Annotated in this window: 13 protein-coding genes; 5 read left to right on the top strand and 8 right to left on the bottom strand. The window is 66.9% G+C overall.

Annotation, left to right across the window (positions count from 1 at the left end):
• Positions 1 to 134 precede the first annotated feature (134 nt).
• Positions 135 to 1,241, bottom strand: coding sequence for an acyltransferase family protein (locus LVY72_RS14830; protein WP_237822209.1), 1,107 nt, complete (start codon positions 1,239 to 1,241; stop codon positions 135 to 137).
• Between the two features lie 388 nt (positions 1,242 to 1,629).
• On the opposite strand from LVY72_RS14830, the gene LVY72_RS14825 reads away from it, so the two are divergent.
• Entirely contained in the window at positions 1,630 to 3,606 is a 1,977-nt protein-coding gene (locus LVY72_RS14825; RefSeq protein ID WP_237822206.1) for an APC family permease, read from the top strand.
• 14 nt (positions 3,607 to 3,620) lie between these two features.
• Here the strand turns inward: LVY72_RS14825 and LVY72_RS14820 are convergent, their stop codons facing one another.
• The 3 genes from LVY72_RS14820 to LVY72_RS14810 all read right to left on the bottom strand — a co-directional run bounded on the left by LVY72_RS14820 (position 3,621) and on the right by LVY72_RS14810 (position 5,684).
• Entirely contained in the window at positions 3,621 to 3,833 is a 213-nt protein-coding gene (locus LVY72_RS14820) for a hypothetical protein (RefSeq protein WP_237822204.1), read from the bottom strand.
• Positions 3,834 to 4,026: 193 nt separating this feature from the next.
• Positions 4,027 to 4,806 carry an SDR family oxidoreductase gene (locus LVY72_RS14815; RefSeq protein WP_237822202.1) on the bottom strand — a complete coding sequence of 260 codons (780 nt, stop codon included), beginning with the start codon at positions 4,804 to 4,806 and terminating at the stop codon, positions 4,027 to 4,029.
• Positions 4,803 to 5,684 (bottom strand): helix-turn-helix transcriptional regulator, encoded by an 882-nt coding sequence (locus tag LVY72_RS14810; protein WP_237822200.1) that lies wholly within the window; start codon positions 5,682 to 5,684, stop codon positions 4,803 to 4,805. The genes LVY72_RS14815 and LVY72_RS14810 overlap by 4 nt, the downstream gene beginning before the upstream one ends.
• Positions 5,685 to 5,777: 93 nt before the next feature.
• Here LVY72_RS14810 and LVY72_RS14805 point away from each other — a divergent pair, with 93 nt between their 5' ends.
• From LVY72_RS14805 to LVY72_RS14790, 4 genes are all read left to right on the top strand, one after another.
• Positions 5,778 to 7,238 (top strand): MFS transporter, encoded by a 1,461-nt coding sequence (locus tag LVY72_RS14805; RefSeq protein WP_237822198.1) that lies wholly within the window; start codon positions 5,778 to 5,780, stop codon positions 7,236 to 7,238.
• Between the two features lie 184 nt (positions 7,239 to 7,422).
• Positions 7,423 to 8,304 (top strand): aldo/keto reductase, encoded by an 882-nt coding sequence (locus LVY72_RS14800; protein ID WP_237822196.1) that lies wholly within the window; start codon positions 7,423 to 7,425, stop codon positions 8,302 to 8,304.
• A gap of 20 nt (positions 8,305 to 8,324) precedes the next feature.
• Positions 8,325 to 9,350 carry an aldo/keto reductase gene (locus tag LVY72_RS14795; RefSeq protein WP_237822194.1) on the top strand — a complete coding sequence of 342 codons (1,026 nt, stop codon included), beginning with the start codon at positions 8,325 to 8,327 and terminating at the stop codon, positions 9,348 to 9,350.
• 1,085 nt (positions 9,351 to 10,435) lie between these two features.
• Positions 10,436 to 11,359 carry a M20/M25/M40 family metallo-hydrolase gene (locus LVY72_RS14790; protein WP_237822192.1) on the top strand — a complete coding sequence of 308 codons (924 nt, stop codon included), beginning with the start codon at positions 10,436 to 10,438 and terminating at the stop codon, positions 11,357 to 11,359.
• Between the two features lie 12 nt (positions 11,360 to 11,371).
• Here the strand turns inward: LVY72_RS14790 and LVY72_RS14785 are convergent, their stop codons facing one another.
• From LVY72_RS14785 to LVY72_RS14770, 4 genes are read right to left on the bottom strand one after another with little or no spacing between them, the layout of a single operon-like run.
• The gene (locus LVY72_RS14785) at positions 11,372 to 12,514 is read right to left on the bottom strand and encodes a LuxE/PaaK family acyltransferase (RefSeq protein ID WP_237822190.1); all 1,143 of its coding nucleotides are present in this window, start codon (positions 12,512 to 12,514) and stop codon (positions 11,372 to 11,374) included.
• A gap of 54 nt (positions 12,515 to 12,568) precedes the next feature.
• Positions 12,569 to 13,636 carry a 2,3-diaminopropionate biosynthesis protein SbnB gene (sbnB, locus tag LVY72_RS14780; RefSeq protein WP_237822188.1) on the bottom strand — a complete coding sequence of 356 codons (1,068 nt, stop codon included), beginning with the start codon at positions 13,634 to 13,636 and terminating at the stop codon, positions 12,569 to 12,571.
• The gene (locus LVY72_RS14775) at positions 13,633 to 14,640 is read right to left on the bottom strand and encodes a TauD/TfdA family dioxygenase (RefSeq protein ID WP_237822186.1); all 1,008 of its coding nucleotides are present in this window, start codon (positions 14,638 to 14,640) and stop codon (positions 13,633 to 13,635) included. The genes sbnB and LVY72_RS14775 overlap by 4 nt, the downstream gene beginning before the upstream one ends.
• Before the next feature lie 16 nt (positions 14,641 to 14,656).
• Complete coding sequence (locus LVY72_RS14770; protein WP_237822184.1) at positions 14,657 to 17,104, bottom strand: non-ribosomal peptide synthetase; 2,448 nt, start codon at positions 17,102 to 17,104, stop codon at positions 14,657 to 14,659.
• Position 17,105 lies beyond the last annotated feature (1 nt).

The following is a 17,105-nucleotide window of genomic DNA, read 5'->3' as shown; positions in this document are numbered from 1 at the left end:
TGGCGCGGGTCCGGCATCCTCCCCAACCGCCGGACCACCTAGGTCACACCTACGCCCAGCCCAGTTCGTCTGCTGACCGCGCTGAGCAGCCGGCCAGGGTGCTTAGTTCCCCGGCGTTTTCAGCCAGGTCCGGACTAGGCAACAAGGGCGCTGGCGGCCTGCCGCTGGTCCGGACGGGACTTGTCGAACCGGTCCCGCGCCATACGTCCCAGTCTTTCGACCGTGTGCCAGCTGACGACCGCTAGGAGCAGGGTCAGCAGGATTGCCGACACAGCCACAATTGGCGGCAAATCAGCTGTCGATCCATGGAGCCAAAGAATGACGACGTAGTTCCACAGGTACGCCGCGTAGGAAACCGTTCCCAGCGCCTGCAAAGCGCGCGTCTGCTTCGGCATCGCACGGGTGCGTGAGGCAGCCACGACCACCAGTATGGCCGCGGCAGCCATAGCGAGCGGACCTCCCGCGAAGAAGAAGGCCGGCGTTTCGTTGGCCTTGGGAAAGAACATCAGCGCGGCCAGGACGAGGGTCGAGCCAAGCAGGGCCGACAGCCTGAACCTGGAGTCGGAGAACCACCAAAACACCCGGTCCCGGTACAGGCGCAGCGCCGAACCGACGATCAGCCCCAGCCCCCACGTCGTCGGCAGCGCGTAAACCAGGGAGTGAAGGTCCGGAGCCAGGATCAGCATCGCCAGCACGCTCGCCGTCATGAGGGACAGGACGACGGCGGCAGACCAGCCGATGAGCCGTACCTGGCGGTTGCGCCGCAGGGCGAGCAGCAGCAGTGCCGGCCAGATCAGGTAGAACTGTTCTTCTACCGACAGTGTCCAGAGTGGTCCGATAGCCATGCTGACGTCGAACGGCAGCGGTATGTCCTTCAGGTAGCCGAAACCGGCGAGCAGTGTATAGCCGATGATTCCCCTGGACCGGTCCCCGAGGACGTCGGCCGTCAGTTCCACGATGGCGTAGACACTGAGGAAGCAGAGCAGCGCCGGCAACAGGCGGAAGGCCCGATGCGCATAAAAGCGGCCGTACCGGATCTTGCCATGACGTTCCACATCCCTGAGCAGTACGCCCGTGATCAGGTAACCGCTCAGCACGAAGAAGACAATGACGCCCACGATGCCGGCACCTTGGAATATTCCGGGCCAGGAGTGCCCCAGCAGCACCGCACCAATGGCAGCCCCGCGAAGAACGTCCAGGCCCTCAAGCCTTGGGCGCACAGTAGTTTGCCGCTCAGTCACAGCGACCGTTTCATCAACCAGCAACGTCATATAACCTCCGAAACCTGCCTCCGGGCGGTTCCAGCTTCAGCGAAACAAGGAAGACCGCCCTTAGCCTGTCGATCTGTTTTCAGGCGCCAGTCCTGCCCAGTGGCCAAGTATCCCCAACCTGGCTGGACGAAACCTGACCACGGACTGGCTGCCGGCTCCTGAAGCAAAGTGCTGCCCTCGTCACGCACTGCGTTAGGCAGGCGTTAATTTCCGGCTGGTTCGCGTAAGGAAAGCGTTAGGACCGTCACGGAACAGCCCGGCCGGTGCTGTCATGGAACGGTAGACAGCCGCACAGCGGGCTGGCCGGTGTTGCCGCTGTCGGTGGCCGCGGTGCCGGGCATCGCGCGGAAAGGATCAGATGACCACGTTGAGCTTGCCGCCGGCGGATCCTTCGGCGCCACGTCCCGGGGCCGGCGCGAGGTTCAGGAGCTGGCTGCTGTTCGGCCTGCAGGATGCCAAGGGATCCCATCTGGGGCCGGGCGCGGTGAGCGGTTCCCATCTGAAGAAGCATGCGTGGTGGCAGGTGATGTGCCTGACGGGCGTCGACTACTTTTCCACTCTGGGATACCAGCCGGCCATCGCCGCGCTGGCCGCGGGTGCGATCTCCCCGCTTGCAACCCTGGTGCTGGTGGCCGTCACCGTGCTGGGCGCCCTTCCTGTCTACCGCCGGGTTGCCGACGAAAGCCCCCGAGGAGAAGGATCCATTGCGATGCTCGAACGCCTGCTGCCGCGCTGGGGCGGCAAGTTCCTGGTCCTGGTCCTGCTAGGGTTCGCCGCTACGGACTTCATGATCACGATGACCCTCTCCGCCGCCGACGCCACCGCCCACGCGATTCAGAACCCCTTTGCCCCCGGCTGGCTGCAGGGACAAAACGTTCCCGTCACACTGTTCCTGCTGGCTCTGCTTGCTGCGGTGTTCCTCCGGGGCTTCAGGGAGGCGATCGGCGTCGCCGTGGCCCTGGTAGCCATATACCTGGGCCTGAACGTGGTGGTGGTAGCCACGACTGTAGTCGAGGTTTTTACCCATCCGGTGGCCGTCGGGGACTGGTGGCTTGCCCTCACCACCTCGCATGGAAGCCCATTCATGGTTGTCGGGATCGCACTGCTGGTCTTCCCCAAACTGGCCCTGGGCCTCTCCGGCTTCGAAACCGGGGTCGCCGTGATGCCGCAGATCCGCGGGCACGCCGGCGACACCGAGGAGAATCCTGCCGGCCGGATCAAGGGGGCCCGGCGCCTGCTGACGACGGCCGCCGTCATCATGAGTTCCTTCCTGGTCACCACGAGCTTCACCACCGTGGTCCTGATCCCGGCCCAGGAGTTCGAGCCCGGCGGCCAAGCCAACGGCCGCGCCCTGGCGTTCCTGGCCCATGAGTACCTGGGTAACGGCTTCGGCACAGTGTACGACTTGAGCACCATCGCCATCCTCTGGTTCGCCGGTGCCTCCGCGATGGCAGGGCTGCTGAACCTTGTGCCGCGGTACCTGCCCCGCTACGGGATGGCCCCCGAATGGGCCCGGGCCGTGCGGCCACTGGTACTGGTTTTCACCGTGACCGGGTTCCTGATCACCTATCTTTTCGAGGCCGATGTCGACGCCCAAGGCGGCGCCTACGCCACCGGCGTGCTGGTGCTGATGACCTCCGCAGCAGTTGCCGTCACACTTTCGGCCCGCCGCCGGAAGCAACATCGGCGCACCGCCGGATTCGGGGTCATCGCGATAGTGTTCATCTACACCACGGTCGCCAACATCTTCGAACGGCCCGAAGGTATCCGGATCGCGACTTTCTTCATTCTGGGCATCATCGTGATCTCGCTGCTCTCCCGGATCCTGCGTTCCTTCGAACTCCACGCCACCCACGTCCGTCTTGACCAGCAGGCACTGGAATTCGTCGCCGACGCCGACGAGGGACCCATCGTCATCATCGCCCACGAGCCCCTGCGCCTGAACGCCGAAGCCTACCGGGACAAACTGGCTTCGGCCATGAAGGTCAGCCACCTGCCCGTGGACCGGCAGGCATTGTTCCTGGAAGTGATCGTGGATGATTCCTCCGACTTCGAAACGGCCCTGGAGGTCCGTGGCGTCATCCGGCACGGCTACCCCATCCTGGAGGTGCACGGGCCCGTGGTGCCGAACACCATCGCCTCCGTGCTGCTGCACATCAGGGACGTGACAGGCCTGATGCCGCACATCTACTTCCGGTGGACCGAGGGGAACCCCGTCATCAACCTCCTGCGTTTCCTGTTCCTGGGCGAAGGCGAGATCGCACCCGTCACCCGCGAGGTGCTGCGCGAAGCAGAACCAGACGTCACCAAGCGCCCTTGGGTTCACGTCGGCTGACCGCGGGACTGTGATCATCCCCCGTCGGGATGGGCCGTCAGATAGTCCCCTGCCACGGCCAGCAGGTTGGCCGCCGTCACTTTGGCGTCCTGCCAGCCCTTTTCGGCCTCGCGCGTGATGAACGGAATTCCATCGGCAACGGCCGCCGCGGTCGCCTCCCAGACCGGGATCACGACGCCGAGCGGGCCAAAGTGCCCGACGGTGGCGCAGCCGCGTGCCACGTCCAAGGCTTCTGCGGCAGACTGCTCCTGCTCCGTGCGGGTCAGGAAGGTCAGTCAGGGGAACGGCCCGTGGAGCCGCCGGACGAAGTCCCCCTCCCCCAGCGACGCGGCAATGAGCGCCGGGGCAAACCGGCGGCGCCCTCGACTGGCGTACCTGATGCCGGATCACCCCGGTCCCCGCCGGAAAGCAGCTCAGACTCTACCCGTGAGCTCTGTGGTCTCCTGCCGAGATGGCGGCGAGGTCCTGACGGAGCGTAGCGGGTTCGCCGGTGACAGGTAGGTCGACAGTATCTTCGGCCGCGTCGAGAGATTCACCTGGGTCGGGCGTGAGTGTGTTGAAGACGGCGGTGAGGTCGTCCTGCTCGGTTCCGTGGTCGGCGATGAGTTCGAGGGTTTTGTGGTCGGCGGCATCGAGGTGCAGGCTGTCGATGAGGACGCGGGCGATCTGGTCCCGGGCGATAACGCCGTCGGCCGGTGAGCCGGATTGTCGTTTATCGCCCTGGAGCATGCCGATCTTCCGCTGTCCGGGCTGGTTGTAGTCGAACCAGCCGGGCCGCACGATCGTGTAGGGGTTGCCGCTGGCACGGACGAGCCGCTCGCTGCGCAGCTTCCACTGAGCGTAGGCGACACCCGGGCGGGTGGTGCCGATGGCGGTCATCAGGGCGAAGCGGACGCGGCGGCCGCCCAGCGCGCGGAGGATGTTGGCGACGCCGGCGTAGTCGTTATCCCGTACGTCGCGTTCTCTGGTGGTGGATCCGTGGGTGAAGACGATCGCCCCGACACCCTCGACGGCAGGGCCGAGGGTGTCGGGGCGGGTCAGGTCACCGACGGCGAGTTCGACACTATCCGGGAGCACGCGGGCCCTGTTACGCACGAGGGCCCGCACGGCGTAACCCTGGCGCAGCGCCGCGGCTACCGCGTAGCGTCCGACGCTGCCGGTGGCGCCGACGATGAGCACGGTGGAGGGGCCGCTGGTCATTTCTTCTCCTTGAGGGGGATCTGCGTGGTGTCCCGCTGGGTGGCGGCCCAGCTGGCCAGGACTTTCAAGGCGTCTTCCGACGGCGTGTTGGGGTCGGCCGTGTACACGTTGATCCTCAGCCCCGGGTCGCCGGGGAGCTCGAGGGCTTCGTAGCTCAGGTCCAGGTCGCCCACGATTGGGTGGTGGAGGCGTTTGCGGCCGGTGCGGTGGTACTTGACGTCGTGCCGGGCCCAGCGGGTGCGGAACTCTTCGCTGCGGGTTGAGAGTTCGCCGATCAGGTCGGTGAGGTCCTTGTCATAGGGGTTCTTCCCGGCGGTGGACCGAAGTACGGCGACAATGTCGTCGGCGCTGCGTTCCCAATCAGCGAAGAAATCCCGCGCTTTCGGGTTCAGGAAGGTGAACCGTGCACTGTTCGGCGGGGTGCTCTTTTCTGCCATCATGTCCAGGTACAGGGCGCGGCCGAGTTCGTTGGCGGCCAGGACGTCCCCACGGTCGTTGCGGACCCAGGCCGGGGCCGTGGTGATCGCATCGATGACACGCTGGACGCTGGGCCGCACCGTGTGCGGGCTGCGCTTGCGCCGGACCCGGGGAGAAACGGTGGCGGCGCGGGCCAGATCGAAAAGGTGGGCCGTTTCGGCGTCGTCGAGCTTCAGGGCGCGGGCGAGGGCTTCCAGGACGCTGTCCGAAGCGCCGGAGAGGTTTCCGCGCTCGAGGCGGATGTAGTAGTCGATGCTCATCCCGGCCAGCATGGCGACTTCCTCGCGGCGCAGCCCGGTGACGCGCCGGTTACCGCCGTAGGCGGGCAGCCCGGCTTCCTCGGGCGTGATCCGGGCACGGCGGGAGGTCAGGAATTGCCGCACGTCGTCGCTATGTGTCATGCCTGCCACGCTACGCCGGGACCGCTCACCGAGGGAGGCACTGGCATTACCCGGAACGGGCGTGACTTCCTGACGCTAAGGAACCACGGTTGCATGGACAGCACGAAACCTGCACCCACAAGGCCTGCCCACCCGGCGGCGATCCTGGCTGTCATCCTGGCCAGCTACTTCATGATCCTGCTGGACAACTCGGTCATCTTCACCGCGCTGCCCAGCCTGCAGGCCAACCTGCGCCTGGGCGCCGGCGAGCTGTCGTGGGTCCAGGACGCCTACACGCTGGTCTTCGGCGGCCTGCTGCTTCTCGGTGCCCGGGCCGGAGACCTGCTCGGGCGACGGCGCGTATTCGTGTTGGGGCTGGTGGTGTTCTCCCTCGCGTCCCTGCTGATTGGACTGGCCCCGGCGGGATGGTGGGCGATCTCCGGCCGGGCGGTCCAGGGCATCGGGGCGGCTATCGTCGCGCCGGCCTCGCTGTCCCTGCTCACCGCGAGCTTCCCCGAAGGCCGCGAGCGCACCCGCGCCGTCGCCTTGTATGGTGCCACCGCAGGGATCGGCGCCAGCTTGGGACTGGTCATCGGCGGCGCGCTGGCCCATTGGATTTCCTGGCGGGCCGGGTTCTTTGTCAACGTGCCCATCGGTGCGGCAATGATCGCGCTGGCACCCCGTTTCCTCTCCGAGACCGGACGGGCGCGCGGACGCTTCGATCTGTTCGGTGCCCTCAGCGCCACCCTCGGCGTCGGGGCCCTCGAGTTCGGGATCATCAATACCGCCGAAGCCGGCTGGAACTCGCCGGTCACCGCCGCGGCCGCCAGCGCCGGCGTCGTACTCCTGATTGTGTTCGTGCTGATCGAACGCAAGGCCGCCCAGCCGATCATGCCCCTGCGCCTGTTCGCGAGCCGCCGCCGCACGGGCGCCTACGTGGCGCGGTTCCTGTACCTGGGGGCGATGATCGGGTTCTTCTTCTTCACGACCCAGTTCATGCAGGAAGTGCTCGGTTTCGATCCGCTGCAGGCCGGTCTCGGGTTCCTGCCGATGACCGCCGTGAACTTCGCCGTCGCGATGGGCATCCCGCCCCTGGTGCGTCGGCTGCCGGGCTCGGTTGCCCTTTTGGCCGGAATTGTGATCGCCCTCACCGGGATGTTGTGGCTCAGCCGCGCCGGGGTCGGCTCGTCCTATTGGACCGGCGTCGCCCTGCCGATGGTCCTCATCGGTGCAGGCCAGGGGTTCGCCTTCGCGCCGCTGACATCGTTCGGGATCATCGGTGCTCCCGCGGCCGACGCCGGCGCCGCGTCCGGACTGGTCAACACCTTCCACCAGGTGGGCACCTGCCTGGGGCTGGGCATCGCGGTCGCGGCCGCGGCCACCATCCCTACGGAGGGTCTGGCTGCGGCGCACCTCGCGGCACAGGTCAGCGCGGCGCTGACAACGGGCAGCGTCCTGCTGTTGCTTGCTCTGGCCGTGACCGCGGCGCTCATCCTGCCCGCAGACCTGGCTGCCTACCGCGCCAAGGCACTATCCGCGGAACAGCCCACGCCGCTGGCCGTGCCGGCCCGCTGAACAGCCAACCCCGAAAGGGGGTCTGTCAATACCCGGATCAACGGTGACTCCCAAAAAATGCCTGGCCGGCGTTGACTGGAAACCGGCCAACAACTTAGTAAGGATTCCCACCGGCTACCGGGCCATGGCCGGCCGCGAAGCGCTCAAAGTACTCATCCGCCCGTAACGACAGGACCGGGATTCCATGAACATCACACTCAACAACGGCGTCAACATGCCCGCACTCGGGCTCGGCGTCTTCCAAAGCCCGCCGGAACAGACAACAGCCGCAGTCGAGGCCGCACTGGCCGCCGGCTACCGGCACATCGACACCGCCGCCGCGTATGGCAACGAGCGGGAGGTCGGCGAAGGCATCCGCCGCTCCGGCGTCGACCGCACGGACGTATTCATCGAAACCAAAGTCTGGGTCAGCGACTACGGCTACAACGAGACGCTGCATGCCTGGGAGAAGGCGACCGGCAAGCTTGGCGTGGACCACCTGGACCTGCTCATCCTGCATCAGCCCGCTCCTGACCGGTTCGGGAAGTCCATCGCCGCATACAAGGCGCTGGAGGCCCTGCTCGCCGACGGCCGAGTGTGCGCCATCGGCGTCAGCAATTTCATGCCGCACCACCTGGAACAGCTGCTGGCCGAAACCGGCATCGTCCCGGCGGTCAACCAGATCGAGCTGCACCCCTACTTCACCCAGCCGGATGTCCAGGCAGCCGACGCCGGGAACGGCATCGTCACCCAGGCCTGGTCGCCGATCGGCGGGATCACCTTCTACCCCGGGTGGGGTGAGAGCCGGAGGAACGTCATGCAGGACCCGGTCATCGCCGCCATCGCGCAGGCGCACGGTAAGACTCCGGCGCAGGTCATGCTGCACTGGCACCTGCAGCAGGGCCGCTCGGCCATCCCGAAATCGACCAACCCTGTCCGCATCGCCGAGAACTTCGACGTCTTCGACTTCGAGCTCAGCGTTGAGGAACTCGCATCCATCGACGCGCTCGACACCGGCGTGCGAAACGGACCGGACCCCGACGAGGCCCACCCGGAGCGGTTCGCGATGATCATCCCCGAAGCCTGACCAGAAAGAAGAAGCCACTTATGGAATACCGTTCCCTTGGCCGCACCGGCGTGCGGGTCAGCCCCCTGTGCCTCGGTGCGATGATGTTTGGCCCCTGGGGCAACGACGACCGCGCCGATTGCACCCGCATCATCCACCGCGCCCTTGACGCGGGGATCAATTTCGTCGACACCGCCGACGTCTACTCCGGCGGGGCCTCGGAGGAGATCGTCGGCGGGGCGCTGTCCGGGCGCCGCGACGATGTCTTCCTCGCCACGAGGTTCTTCATGCCCATGAGCGAGGACCCGAACCAGCGCGGAGGATCCCGCCGCTGGATCATTCGCGAAGTCGAGAACTCCCTGCGCCGCCTGAACACCGACCACATCGACCTCTACCAGGTCCACCGGCCCAGCCCTGACACCGACGTGGAAGAAACCCTCGGCGCACTCACCGACCTGGTCCGCCAAGGAAAGATCCGGTACATCGGCTCCTCGTCCTACTCCGGATCGCAGATCGTCGAGGCCCAATGGGCCTCGAAGGCGCGCAACCTGGAACGGTTCGTCACCGAACAGCCGCCCTACTCCATCCTGGTCCGCGGCATCGAAGAAGACATCCTGCCCGCCGTCCAGCGCCACGGAATGGGCACCCTCACTTACAGCCCGCTGGCCGGCGGCTGGCTTTCAGGACGGTGGCGGAAAGACTCCGCATCCGCGCCCACCTCCAGTGCCCGCCCGGGCGCCCGTTTCGATATGACAAGCCCAGCCAACCAGCGCAAGCTCGACATCGTCGAAGAACTCGCCCAGCTGGCCGAACAGGCCGGGCTTACGCTCATCGAACTGGCCATTGCGTTCGTGATCAACCATCCAGGCGTCACGGCCGCGATCGTCGGACCGCGCACCATGGAGCAGTTGGGGTCCTACCTCCCCGCCGCCGAGGTCACTCTGCCTACCGAAATCCTGGACCGCATCGACAAGCTCGTCGCGCCCGGCGTCACCGTCAACCCCGACGACAACAGCTACGGCGCACACGAACTCACCCCACTGGCACGACGTCGGAGCCGACCGTGACCGACAGGCCGGTGAGGGCCGTCTACGAATCGATGTACGAAGCCATGGGTGCCGGTGACATTGCTGAGCCGGAGAGCAGTACCACCGGATGAAGTCCGTCGAGGCCACGTTCAACCCGGACGGGACTTCGCCGCAGCATCGGCGTCGCCAGCTGGGTGCCGCCGACACTGCGAAGCTGCCGCCGCGTTCGCTTTGAAGGCTGCTGGGCTGCCGCCATGGCCCTCCCTTCGACGATCCGCACCTGTGCAGCAGCGGCCCTGCTTATGTCACTGTCCGCGTGTGCAGGTGCCCGGAGAAGCACCCGGGGATACGCCCGCCACGCCGTCCACTCCGGTCATAATTGAGCGCGAGCATCTGGACTGGGCAGAGAAGGCCCTGGGCAAGGAACTCTGGCAGACGCCGGGGCCACCCGCGCGGCAGGCGGCATCGCCCCGGCAAGGAGGGAACCCTCGAGTTCACGCCCGCCGCGCCCGGCAGGTACCGCATCGCGCTGGTGTGCCAAGGCCCCAGCACGGTCACGCTGAAAATCTCCAGCGCCGACGGCCCGCTCGCCGTCGGCAGCACTGACTGCGGCATTGCCGCCAACACCATAATGGCGCTCCCGGTCCGCCTGCGGGGCAAGGATGCCTCGGACCGATGTCTGCGAAAGCGATGAAACACAGCAAACACTTATGTGGAACCAATCTAACGTCCGGCGACGTTTCCGTAGTGTAGGCCGTCCAAGGATCGCAAGCGACACGGAGGGCATGATGGATGGACATGGCCGCGGCGTTGGCGCACACCCGGTGCGCCGCCGGTGTTCCGCAACGGTTCGAAAGACGATGGTTACCGCCGCTGTGGGCTGCAGCTTGTTTCTGGCGGACCGCCGAAGTGTAGTATTTGCCACCAGCGACCAGGACGCAGACTTGGGGAGAAACCACATGCGACGTGCAGAATCCGTTCCCCAGCGTTTCCACAACCATCCTCATCACCGCACCCGGCTGTGGACCGTTGCGCTGTGCGCGGCACTGGCCGGCGGTGTTGCCGCATGTTCTGGCGAGCCACGGCCGCCTGTGAGGGTGGAGGCCCCGCCGGACCCTTCATTCGTGCAGGAAGTAGTGGAGCCCAGTGCGCTGACCCGGCACCTGAAGGCGTTGCAGGCGGCGGCGGACGCGAATGGTGGGAACCGGGCCGACGCCACCAGGGGCTACGAGGCGTCCGCGGCGTACGTTGAGGAGCAGTTGCGTGCGGCGGGGTACAAGCCGCGGCGGCAGGAGTTCAGCTACGGCCGGCGCAACCCCGTGGACGCGTTCAACATCCTGACCGACACCGGCAGTGGCACCGGCGGCATGCTGGTACTCGGCGCGCACCTGGACTCGGTCGAGGAGGGACCCGGGCTCAACGACAACGGCAGCGGGGTCGCCGCGGTGCTCGAGGTCGCGCTGCGGCTCGCGGAGGAGGGCGCCGTGTCGCGGGAGCGGATCCGGTTCGCGTTCTGGGGCGGCGAGGAGGACGGAATGCACGGCTCGGAATACTACGTCGAGCAACTCTCCCGCGAGGAGGCCGCCTCGCACGTCGCGTACTTGAACGTCGACGTGGTGGGCTCACCGAACGCGGTGGCCTTCGTGTACGACGGCGACGGCTCGGACAGCAAGGAGGCCGGGCCCGAGGGGTCTGGCGCCATCGAACGGGTGTTCCAGGACATCCTGCGGGCCGAGGGGGTCCAGACGCTGCCGTTCGGGTTCATCGGGGATTCGGACTACGACGCGTTCGTGAAGGCCGGCATCCCGGCCGGGGGCCTGTTCACCGGCGACGCGGGGACCAAGAGCGAGGCCGAGGCGCGCACCTTCGGCGGGCAGGCCGGGGAGCAGTACGACGAGTGCTACCACCGGGCCTGCGACACCATCCAGAACGTCGACATGGCCGTACTGGAGCAGATGACCGAAACGCTCATGAGCGCGACGGTCTCACTCGGCGGCATCGAGGGCGGCCTCGCCCAGGGCGCGGCAACAGAAGAGGGCGCCGGCTGAGCCGCAGCGAACTCAGGCCTTCACGAGAGCCGGCGCCTCATCGTTGGTGGTGGTGGCCGAACCGAGGTAGCGCTCGATGCTGACGGGACAGTGGCCAAGCCCGCCGCCGTGCCCCCGGCCGCGGAAGTTGATGACCTGGCCGGTTCTGCCGCACCCGCAGGTGCCCGTCTCGACGTCGCCCATGTCGTCGGTGAGGAGGAAACCGGGGTAGCTGGTGCTGAGGGCGTCCAGTACGGCGATGGTGCCGGTCTCCCCCGGGGCGAGCTCCATGCCGCTCTGACCAGGGTCCCGGATGGAGATGTAGCACCACGGCGGAACGTGCTTGCGATGCAGGTGGCATTCGACAGCGAGCATGTTCGACTCGATCAGCCCGTACATGTCGCGCACGTTCTCCGTGCGCACGCCGAGCAAGTCGTGGCACCGCTCCCGAAAGCCTTCGTCAGGGATGGCCTCGGCCGTGTACCGCTTCCACCCGCCGAGAGTAATGATCATGCTGTACGGGTCCAAGTGCACATTGATCTTCTCCCGTTCGACGAACCGGAGGAGTCGGCCGATGAGGAACGGCGGACCGACGATGTGCCGGGTCATGTGGCCCTTCCACCGGCGCAGGTGCTCCAGGGCCTCGCTGACGTCGAACGCCTGGTCGGCAACAAGGTATGCGTGGTGGTCGAAGACGCTGTTCAGGATGTTCAAGTCCTTGAGCAGTCCCATCTCCGAGGCTTCGGGGTCCGACGGGTTCAAGAAAAGTCCCGCGCCCCCGGACAGGCTGAAGAACTCCCGGTAGGTCCCGATCAGGCCGATCAGCGCCAGGGTCAATGTCTCGCTGTTGCGGGGGGCGACGGAGGGGGCACCGCGGGTTCCGCTGGAGCGGGTTTCGGTCTCGACGTCGGCCAGGGAGCAGGTGAGCAGCACCTGGGCGTCGGGACGCTTGAACATGCCGACCGGCAACAAGGGCAGGTCTTGCAGGTCGTTGATGTCGTTGATCGCGGCGGGATCGACTCCCAACGCGTCACACTGGGCGCGGTAGAAGCCGTTTCCGGCCTGGTGGTAGATCGCGGCGTCCCGCAGGACGTCTGTGACCGACCGCGCCCAGTCATCAGGCGACTGGACGTAGGCCTTGGACACATTCCCCAGCATCTGCGGTAACGAGAACATTGTGTCACTCCTCGGTGGGTGCGAATCGATGAATGCGGTTGGCGCCGCACAGGGTTAGCCGTACCGACGCAACTCGGAAAAGAAGTCCTCGACCACCCGGAGCTGGCCGCTGCTGGCAAGTTCGTCGTAGACGTACTTGCCCACTGCCAGGTCGAGCACGCCCAGGCCGAATGGCGAGAACACGATGGGGCGGTCGTCCGACGGCGAGACCTTGCCTTCCATGACGTCGGCCAAGGTGCCGTCCACGAAGTCCCGGTGGCCGACCATCTGCTCCGCGAGGTGGGCCGACGTCCCGGCTTTCAAGCAGTGGTCGACGTCGTCGAGGATGTTGGTCGACGCCAGCAGAATCTCCGGGGCCAGGTCGCGCAGGGACACGTGCAGCACCAGCGGGTTGTGCGCGAACCACGTCGTGTCGGACACGTGCGGCCGGCTCGCCACCGTGGCGAAAACGACGAGGTCGCTGCTTCTGATCAGCTGCTCGGGGCCGTCGTGCACGGTCACCCGGGCCCGGGTGCCGCTGCGTTCGAGATAGCCCTTGAAACCCTCCGCGCTCTCGCCCGAGAGGTCGAACACCCCGATCTCGTCGAAGGACCAGTCGGTCGCGTTCAGGAAGGTGTGGATGTAGCGGGCAATGAGGCCAACGCCGAAGAACCCGATGCGTCTGGGACGCCCGCGTCCCCGGCTGAGCCAGTCCGCGGCCGCGGCGGCCGATGCAGCCGTCCTGGAGGCGCTGATGATGGAGCTCTCCATGCACGCGAAGGGGTAGCCCGTCGCCCGGTCGTTGAGGATCAACACCGCTGAGGCGCGCGGAATCCCCGACGCCACGTTGTCCGGGAAGCTGGAGACCCACTTGATGCCGTCAACGTCCACCTGTCCGCCGATCGAGGCGGGCAGGGCGATGATGCGCGAGGTGGGCCGGTCCGGGAAGCGCAGGAAGTAGGACGGGGGGTTCACCGAGTCTCCAGCTGCATGCACCCGGTAGGTCTGCTCGACCAGCTCAACGATCTGCTTCTCCCGCCCCTGGAGCACCTGCTGTACCTGGGCCCCTGCAATGACCGCGAAAGGTGGAACCGTCTTCGGCTCTACGGCCGCTGCGACTGGGGAAGTGGCGAATTCTGTCATCGTGCACCGTCCTGGGTGTGGGTATCGAGATCGAATATGTTGCGCGGCTCGGCCATACCGACGAGGACCTCCCGAGGTCCCTCATACGCCTCGCGGCTGTGGGCCATGCGGATGTTGTCGACCAGCATGAGGTCCCCCGTCTCCCAGGGGGTTCGAAGGGTGTGGGCCTCGTAGACCTCGTTCAGAAGGGCGACGATGTCCTCGCCGATCGGCTCGCCGTTGCCGAAGCGGGTGTTGAACGGCAGCCCGTCGGGACCGTAGACGTCCAGCAGGTACTCCCGCACCTCGGGTGCGATCGTCCATTCGCTCAGGAACGCGACCTGGTTGAACCAACAGCGTTGGCCGGTCTCCGGGTGCCGAACCACGGCAGGGCGCCGTTGCCGGGTGCGCAGCTCCCCGTCGGGCTGCCACTCGAACTCGATCTCGTGTGCCCGGCAGTAGCTCTCGACGTCGGCGCGGTCGGAGACCCCGAACGCCTCCTCGTAGGTGGCACCGATGTCCTCGTTGTAACTTCGGGCGAGCAGCCACCCCTCGCTTTCGAACCGCCGGACGATGTCCTGGGGTATGGCGTCGAGCACGGCGTGGGCGTCCGCCACACCGGTCACCCCACCGACGCGGGGTGCCTGAAGGCAGGCGAAGAGCATCAGTCCGGGGAACTCGAGCGCGTAGCTAAGCTCGTGGTGCATGCACATGGGCTGGTTCGCGGGCCACGTGAGGGATGAGTACACGCCGTCCAAGTAGGGCTGCCTGGTGGCGAAAGCCTCGCGGTCCGGCATGAGGCCACTTGGAACCAACCGCTGGAAGGCATTGGCCACTTCGGCTGGATCACGAAGGCCCAGGCCCCGGACCAGGACGGCGCCGTGCTCATCCACTGTCGCACGCAGCGCCTCACGGTTCTCGTCGGCCCACCGCACGGGGTCGTGGCCGTTCTCGACGACAAGCAGCGGCGCCCGTCCGGCTTGGCGTTCCACTTCGAACTGGATCCTGGGTGAAGGAGTCGACATCAGAGGTCCTTTCGTTTTATGGGTAGCGGGTGGGATTGGCCACCGGCCCTCCCACCGGGGCCATGGAGTCGGGCTCCGCCGCGGCTCCCGCCGCGCGCGGGGCGGACGGAACGGCAGCGCCCGTCAGGGACGAGGCCTCAAGCAGGGTCGCCAGATCCGCCAGGACGGGCGTCTGCATGATGTCCTTGATCGACACCGCGCGCTTGAGCAGGACGGCGAGCTTCACCGCGGACAGCGAGGTCCCGCCCAGTGCAAAGAACGAGTCCTGCCTGCCGATCCGGCCCGCCGGTAGGCCGAGCACCGTCGCCCATGCCTCGGCGAGCCGCTGCTCAGTGGCTGAAAGGGCTTCCGTGGCGGCGCCGGTCTCGGGAACGACCTCCCCCGCTATGCGGGTCAATGCCTTCCGGTCGATCTTCCCGTTTCCGGTCAGGGGCAGGCTTTCCTGCCACCTGTACGCCGACGGAACCATGTAGCCTGGTACCCGCGTAGCCATCCCGTTGCGGATTTCATCGACCTCGAGGGGCCGGTTGCCGGAGTAGAAGGCCACCAGGAACTTGGACTGCCCGGCACTCTCGCCGACGACGACGGCGCCGTCGCGGACTCCGGGAACCCGCAACAGCGCGTTCTCGATGTCGCCGATCTCGATGCGGAACCCGGAGATCTTCACCTGGTTGTCCCGCCGGCCCATGTACTCCAGCTTGCCGTCCGGGGACCAGCGGCCGTAGTCGCCAGCCCGGTAGAGCCGCGAACCGGCCACGTAGGGGTCGGTGAAGTAGGACTGTGCCGTGCGCTCCGGGTCGTTGATGTAGCCGCGGCCCACGCACACCCCGGAGAAGGCGATCTCGCCCGGCGCTCCGAGCGGCACGAGCCGCTGCTGCTCGTCGACGATGTGGATCCGGACGTTCGGGATCGGCGGGCCCAGTGGCACCGAGCCGCCCGCAGGCGCGGCGCTCATCACCTCGTGGTTCGTGTCGTCCGAGGTCTCCGTCAGTCCGTAGGCGTTGACCAGCTTAACGTTCGGCATCACGTCGAACCAGCGGCGGACCAGTTCACGTTTCAGGGCCTCCCCGGTCGCCGAGACACAGCGGAGGTGCGGCAGGGCCCGGGGTTTGCCGTCCAGATACGCCACCACTGCATCCAGGTATGACGGGACGACCTGGAAGACCGCCACTTCGCCCCGTTTCACTGTGTCGACAAACCTCTCGACGTCGAGGATGCTGTCTTGCTCCACGATGAGTGTGCGGCCTCCGACGAGCAGGGCCGAGACCAGTTGCCACAGCGAGATGTCGAAGCATTGGGGGGCACTCTGGGCGACGACGTCGCCGGGGCCGATCCCCAGGTCCTCGATCTTGGCGTACAGGTGGTTCAGCATTCCGTCGTGCTCGCACATCGCGCCCTTTGGTTCGCCGGTGGAGCCCGAGGTGAAGTAGACGTAGGCGAGTTGGTCCGGCTGCACGTCCATGCCGAGATCGTCCGCGGCGTGCCCCTCGGCCTCGATGTCTTCGAACAGAAGCCTCGTCACTGCAGACATCCCGTCGAGTGCCACGTCAAGCGTGGTGGTGCTGCCGCCTTCGCTCAGCACCACCCGAGCCCCGGCACGGGTCAACGTTCTGGCGATTCGGTCGGCTGGGAAGTGCGGTTCGAGCGGCAGGTACGCGCCTCCGGCCTTGAAGATGCCGATGACGGCGGCCATCCACTCCAGGTCCCGTTCGGCGACGACCGCCACGATGTCCTCCGCCCGCAGCCCCCGCGCGAGCAGGGCGCGGGCGACCCGGTTGGCGCGGGCGTTCAGCTCCGCGTACGTCCACTCCCGCGCGTCCTGGACCGCCGCGATGCGCTCGGGATGCTGCCGGACCCGCTCCTCGAACAGCTCGTGGAAGCGGCGTTGGGGCCGAGGCCGCTCGGGCCCGGCGAGCTGCTCGAGCTGGAAGCGCCGCTCATCCAGGCCGACGAGGTCGGCGTCAGCAGGATCCGCCTCGGGTTCGGCGACCAGATGGCGGAGTGCGGCGAGGTGATAGCCGGCGATCCGGAGGGCTGCGCCTTCATCCAGGACGTTGCGCCGGTAGCGCAGGCTCAACGCGTCGCCAGCTGCGCCGCGGAGGGACACTCCCAGGACGAGGCCTTCCGCGAGCTCGGAATCCTCGTCATGGTGGGTGCTGAGTACCACCTCGTACGTCCCGGAAGCCGGCGGCTGCCCCGCCTGCGGCCCCCCGGCCCGCTCGGCGTGGGCCTGGACCTGCCGGATGCGCGCCGCGGAGACCAGCGCATGCCAGGAGCCTAGTCCCAGATCGAGTTCGCATGGCCAGGTCCCCGACGCGTCCATGCAGCCGATGGTGACCTCTGTTTCACCGGACAGCGCCTGGAGCACCCGTGCATGAGCTGCCATCCAGATCGACGCAGGGGTCGCGTCCAGCGTGCGGGACAGTGTCCGCACGGCCTGGCGCAGTTCCTCGGGAACCGTCACT

It is taken from the genome of Arthrobacter hankyongi (assembly GCF_022012395.1).
In the GTDB taxonomy this organism is placed as follows: Bacteria; Actinomycetota; Actinomycetes; order Actinomycetales; family Micrococcaceae; genus Crystallibacter; species Crystallibacter hankyongi.
This window is presented reverse-complemented; position numbering and strand designations above follow the sequence as displayed.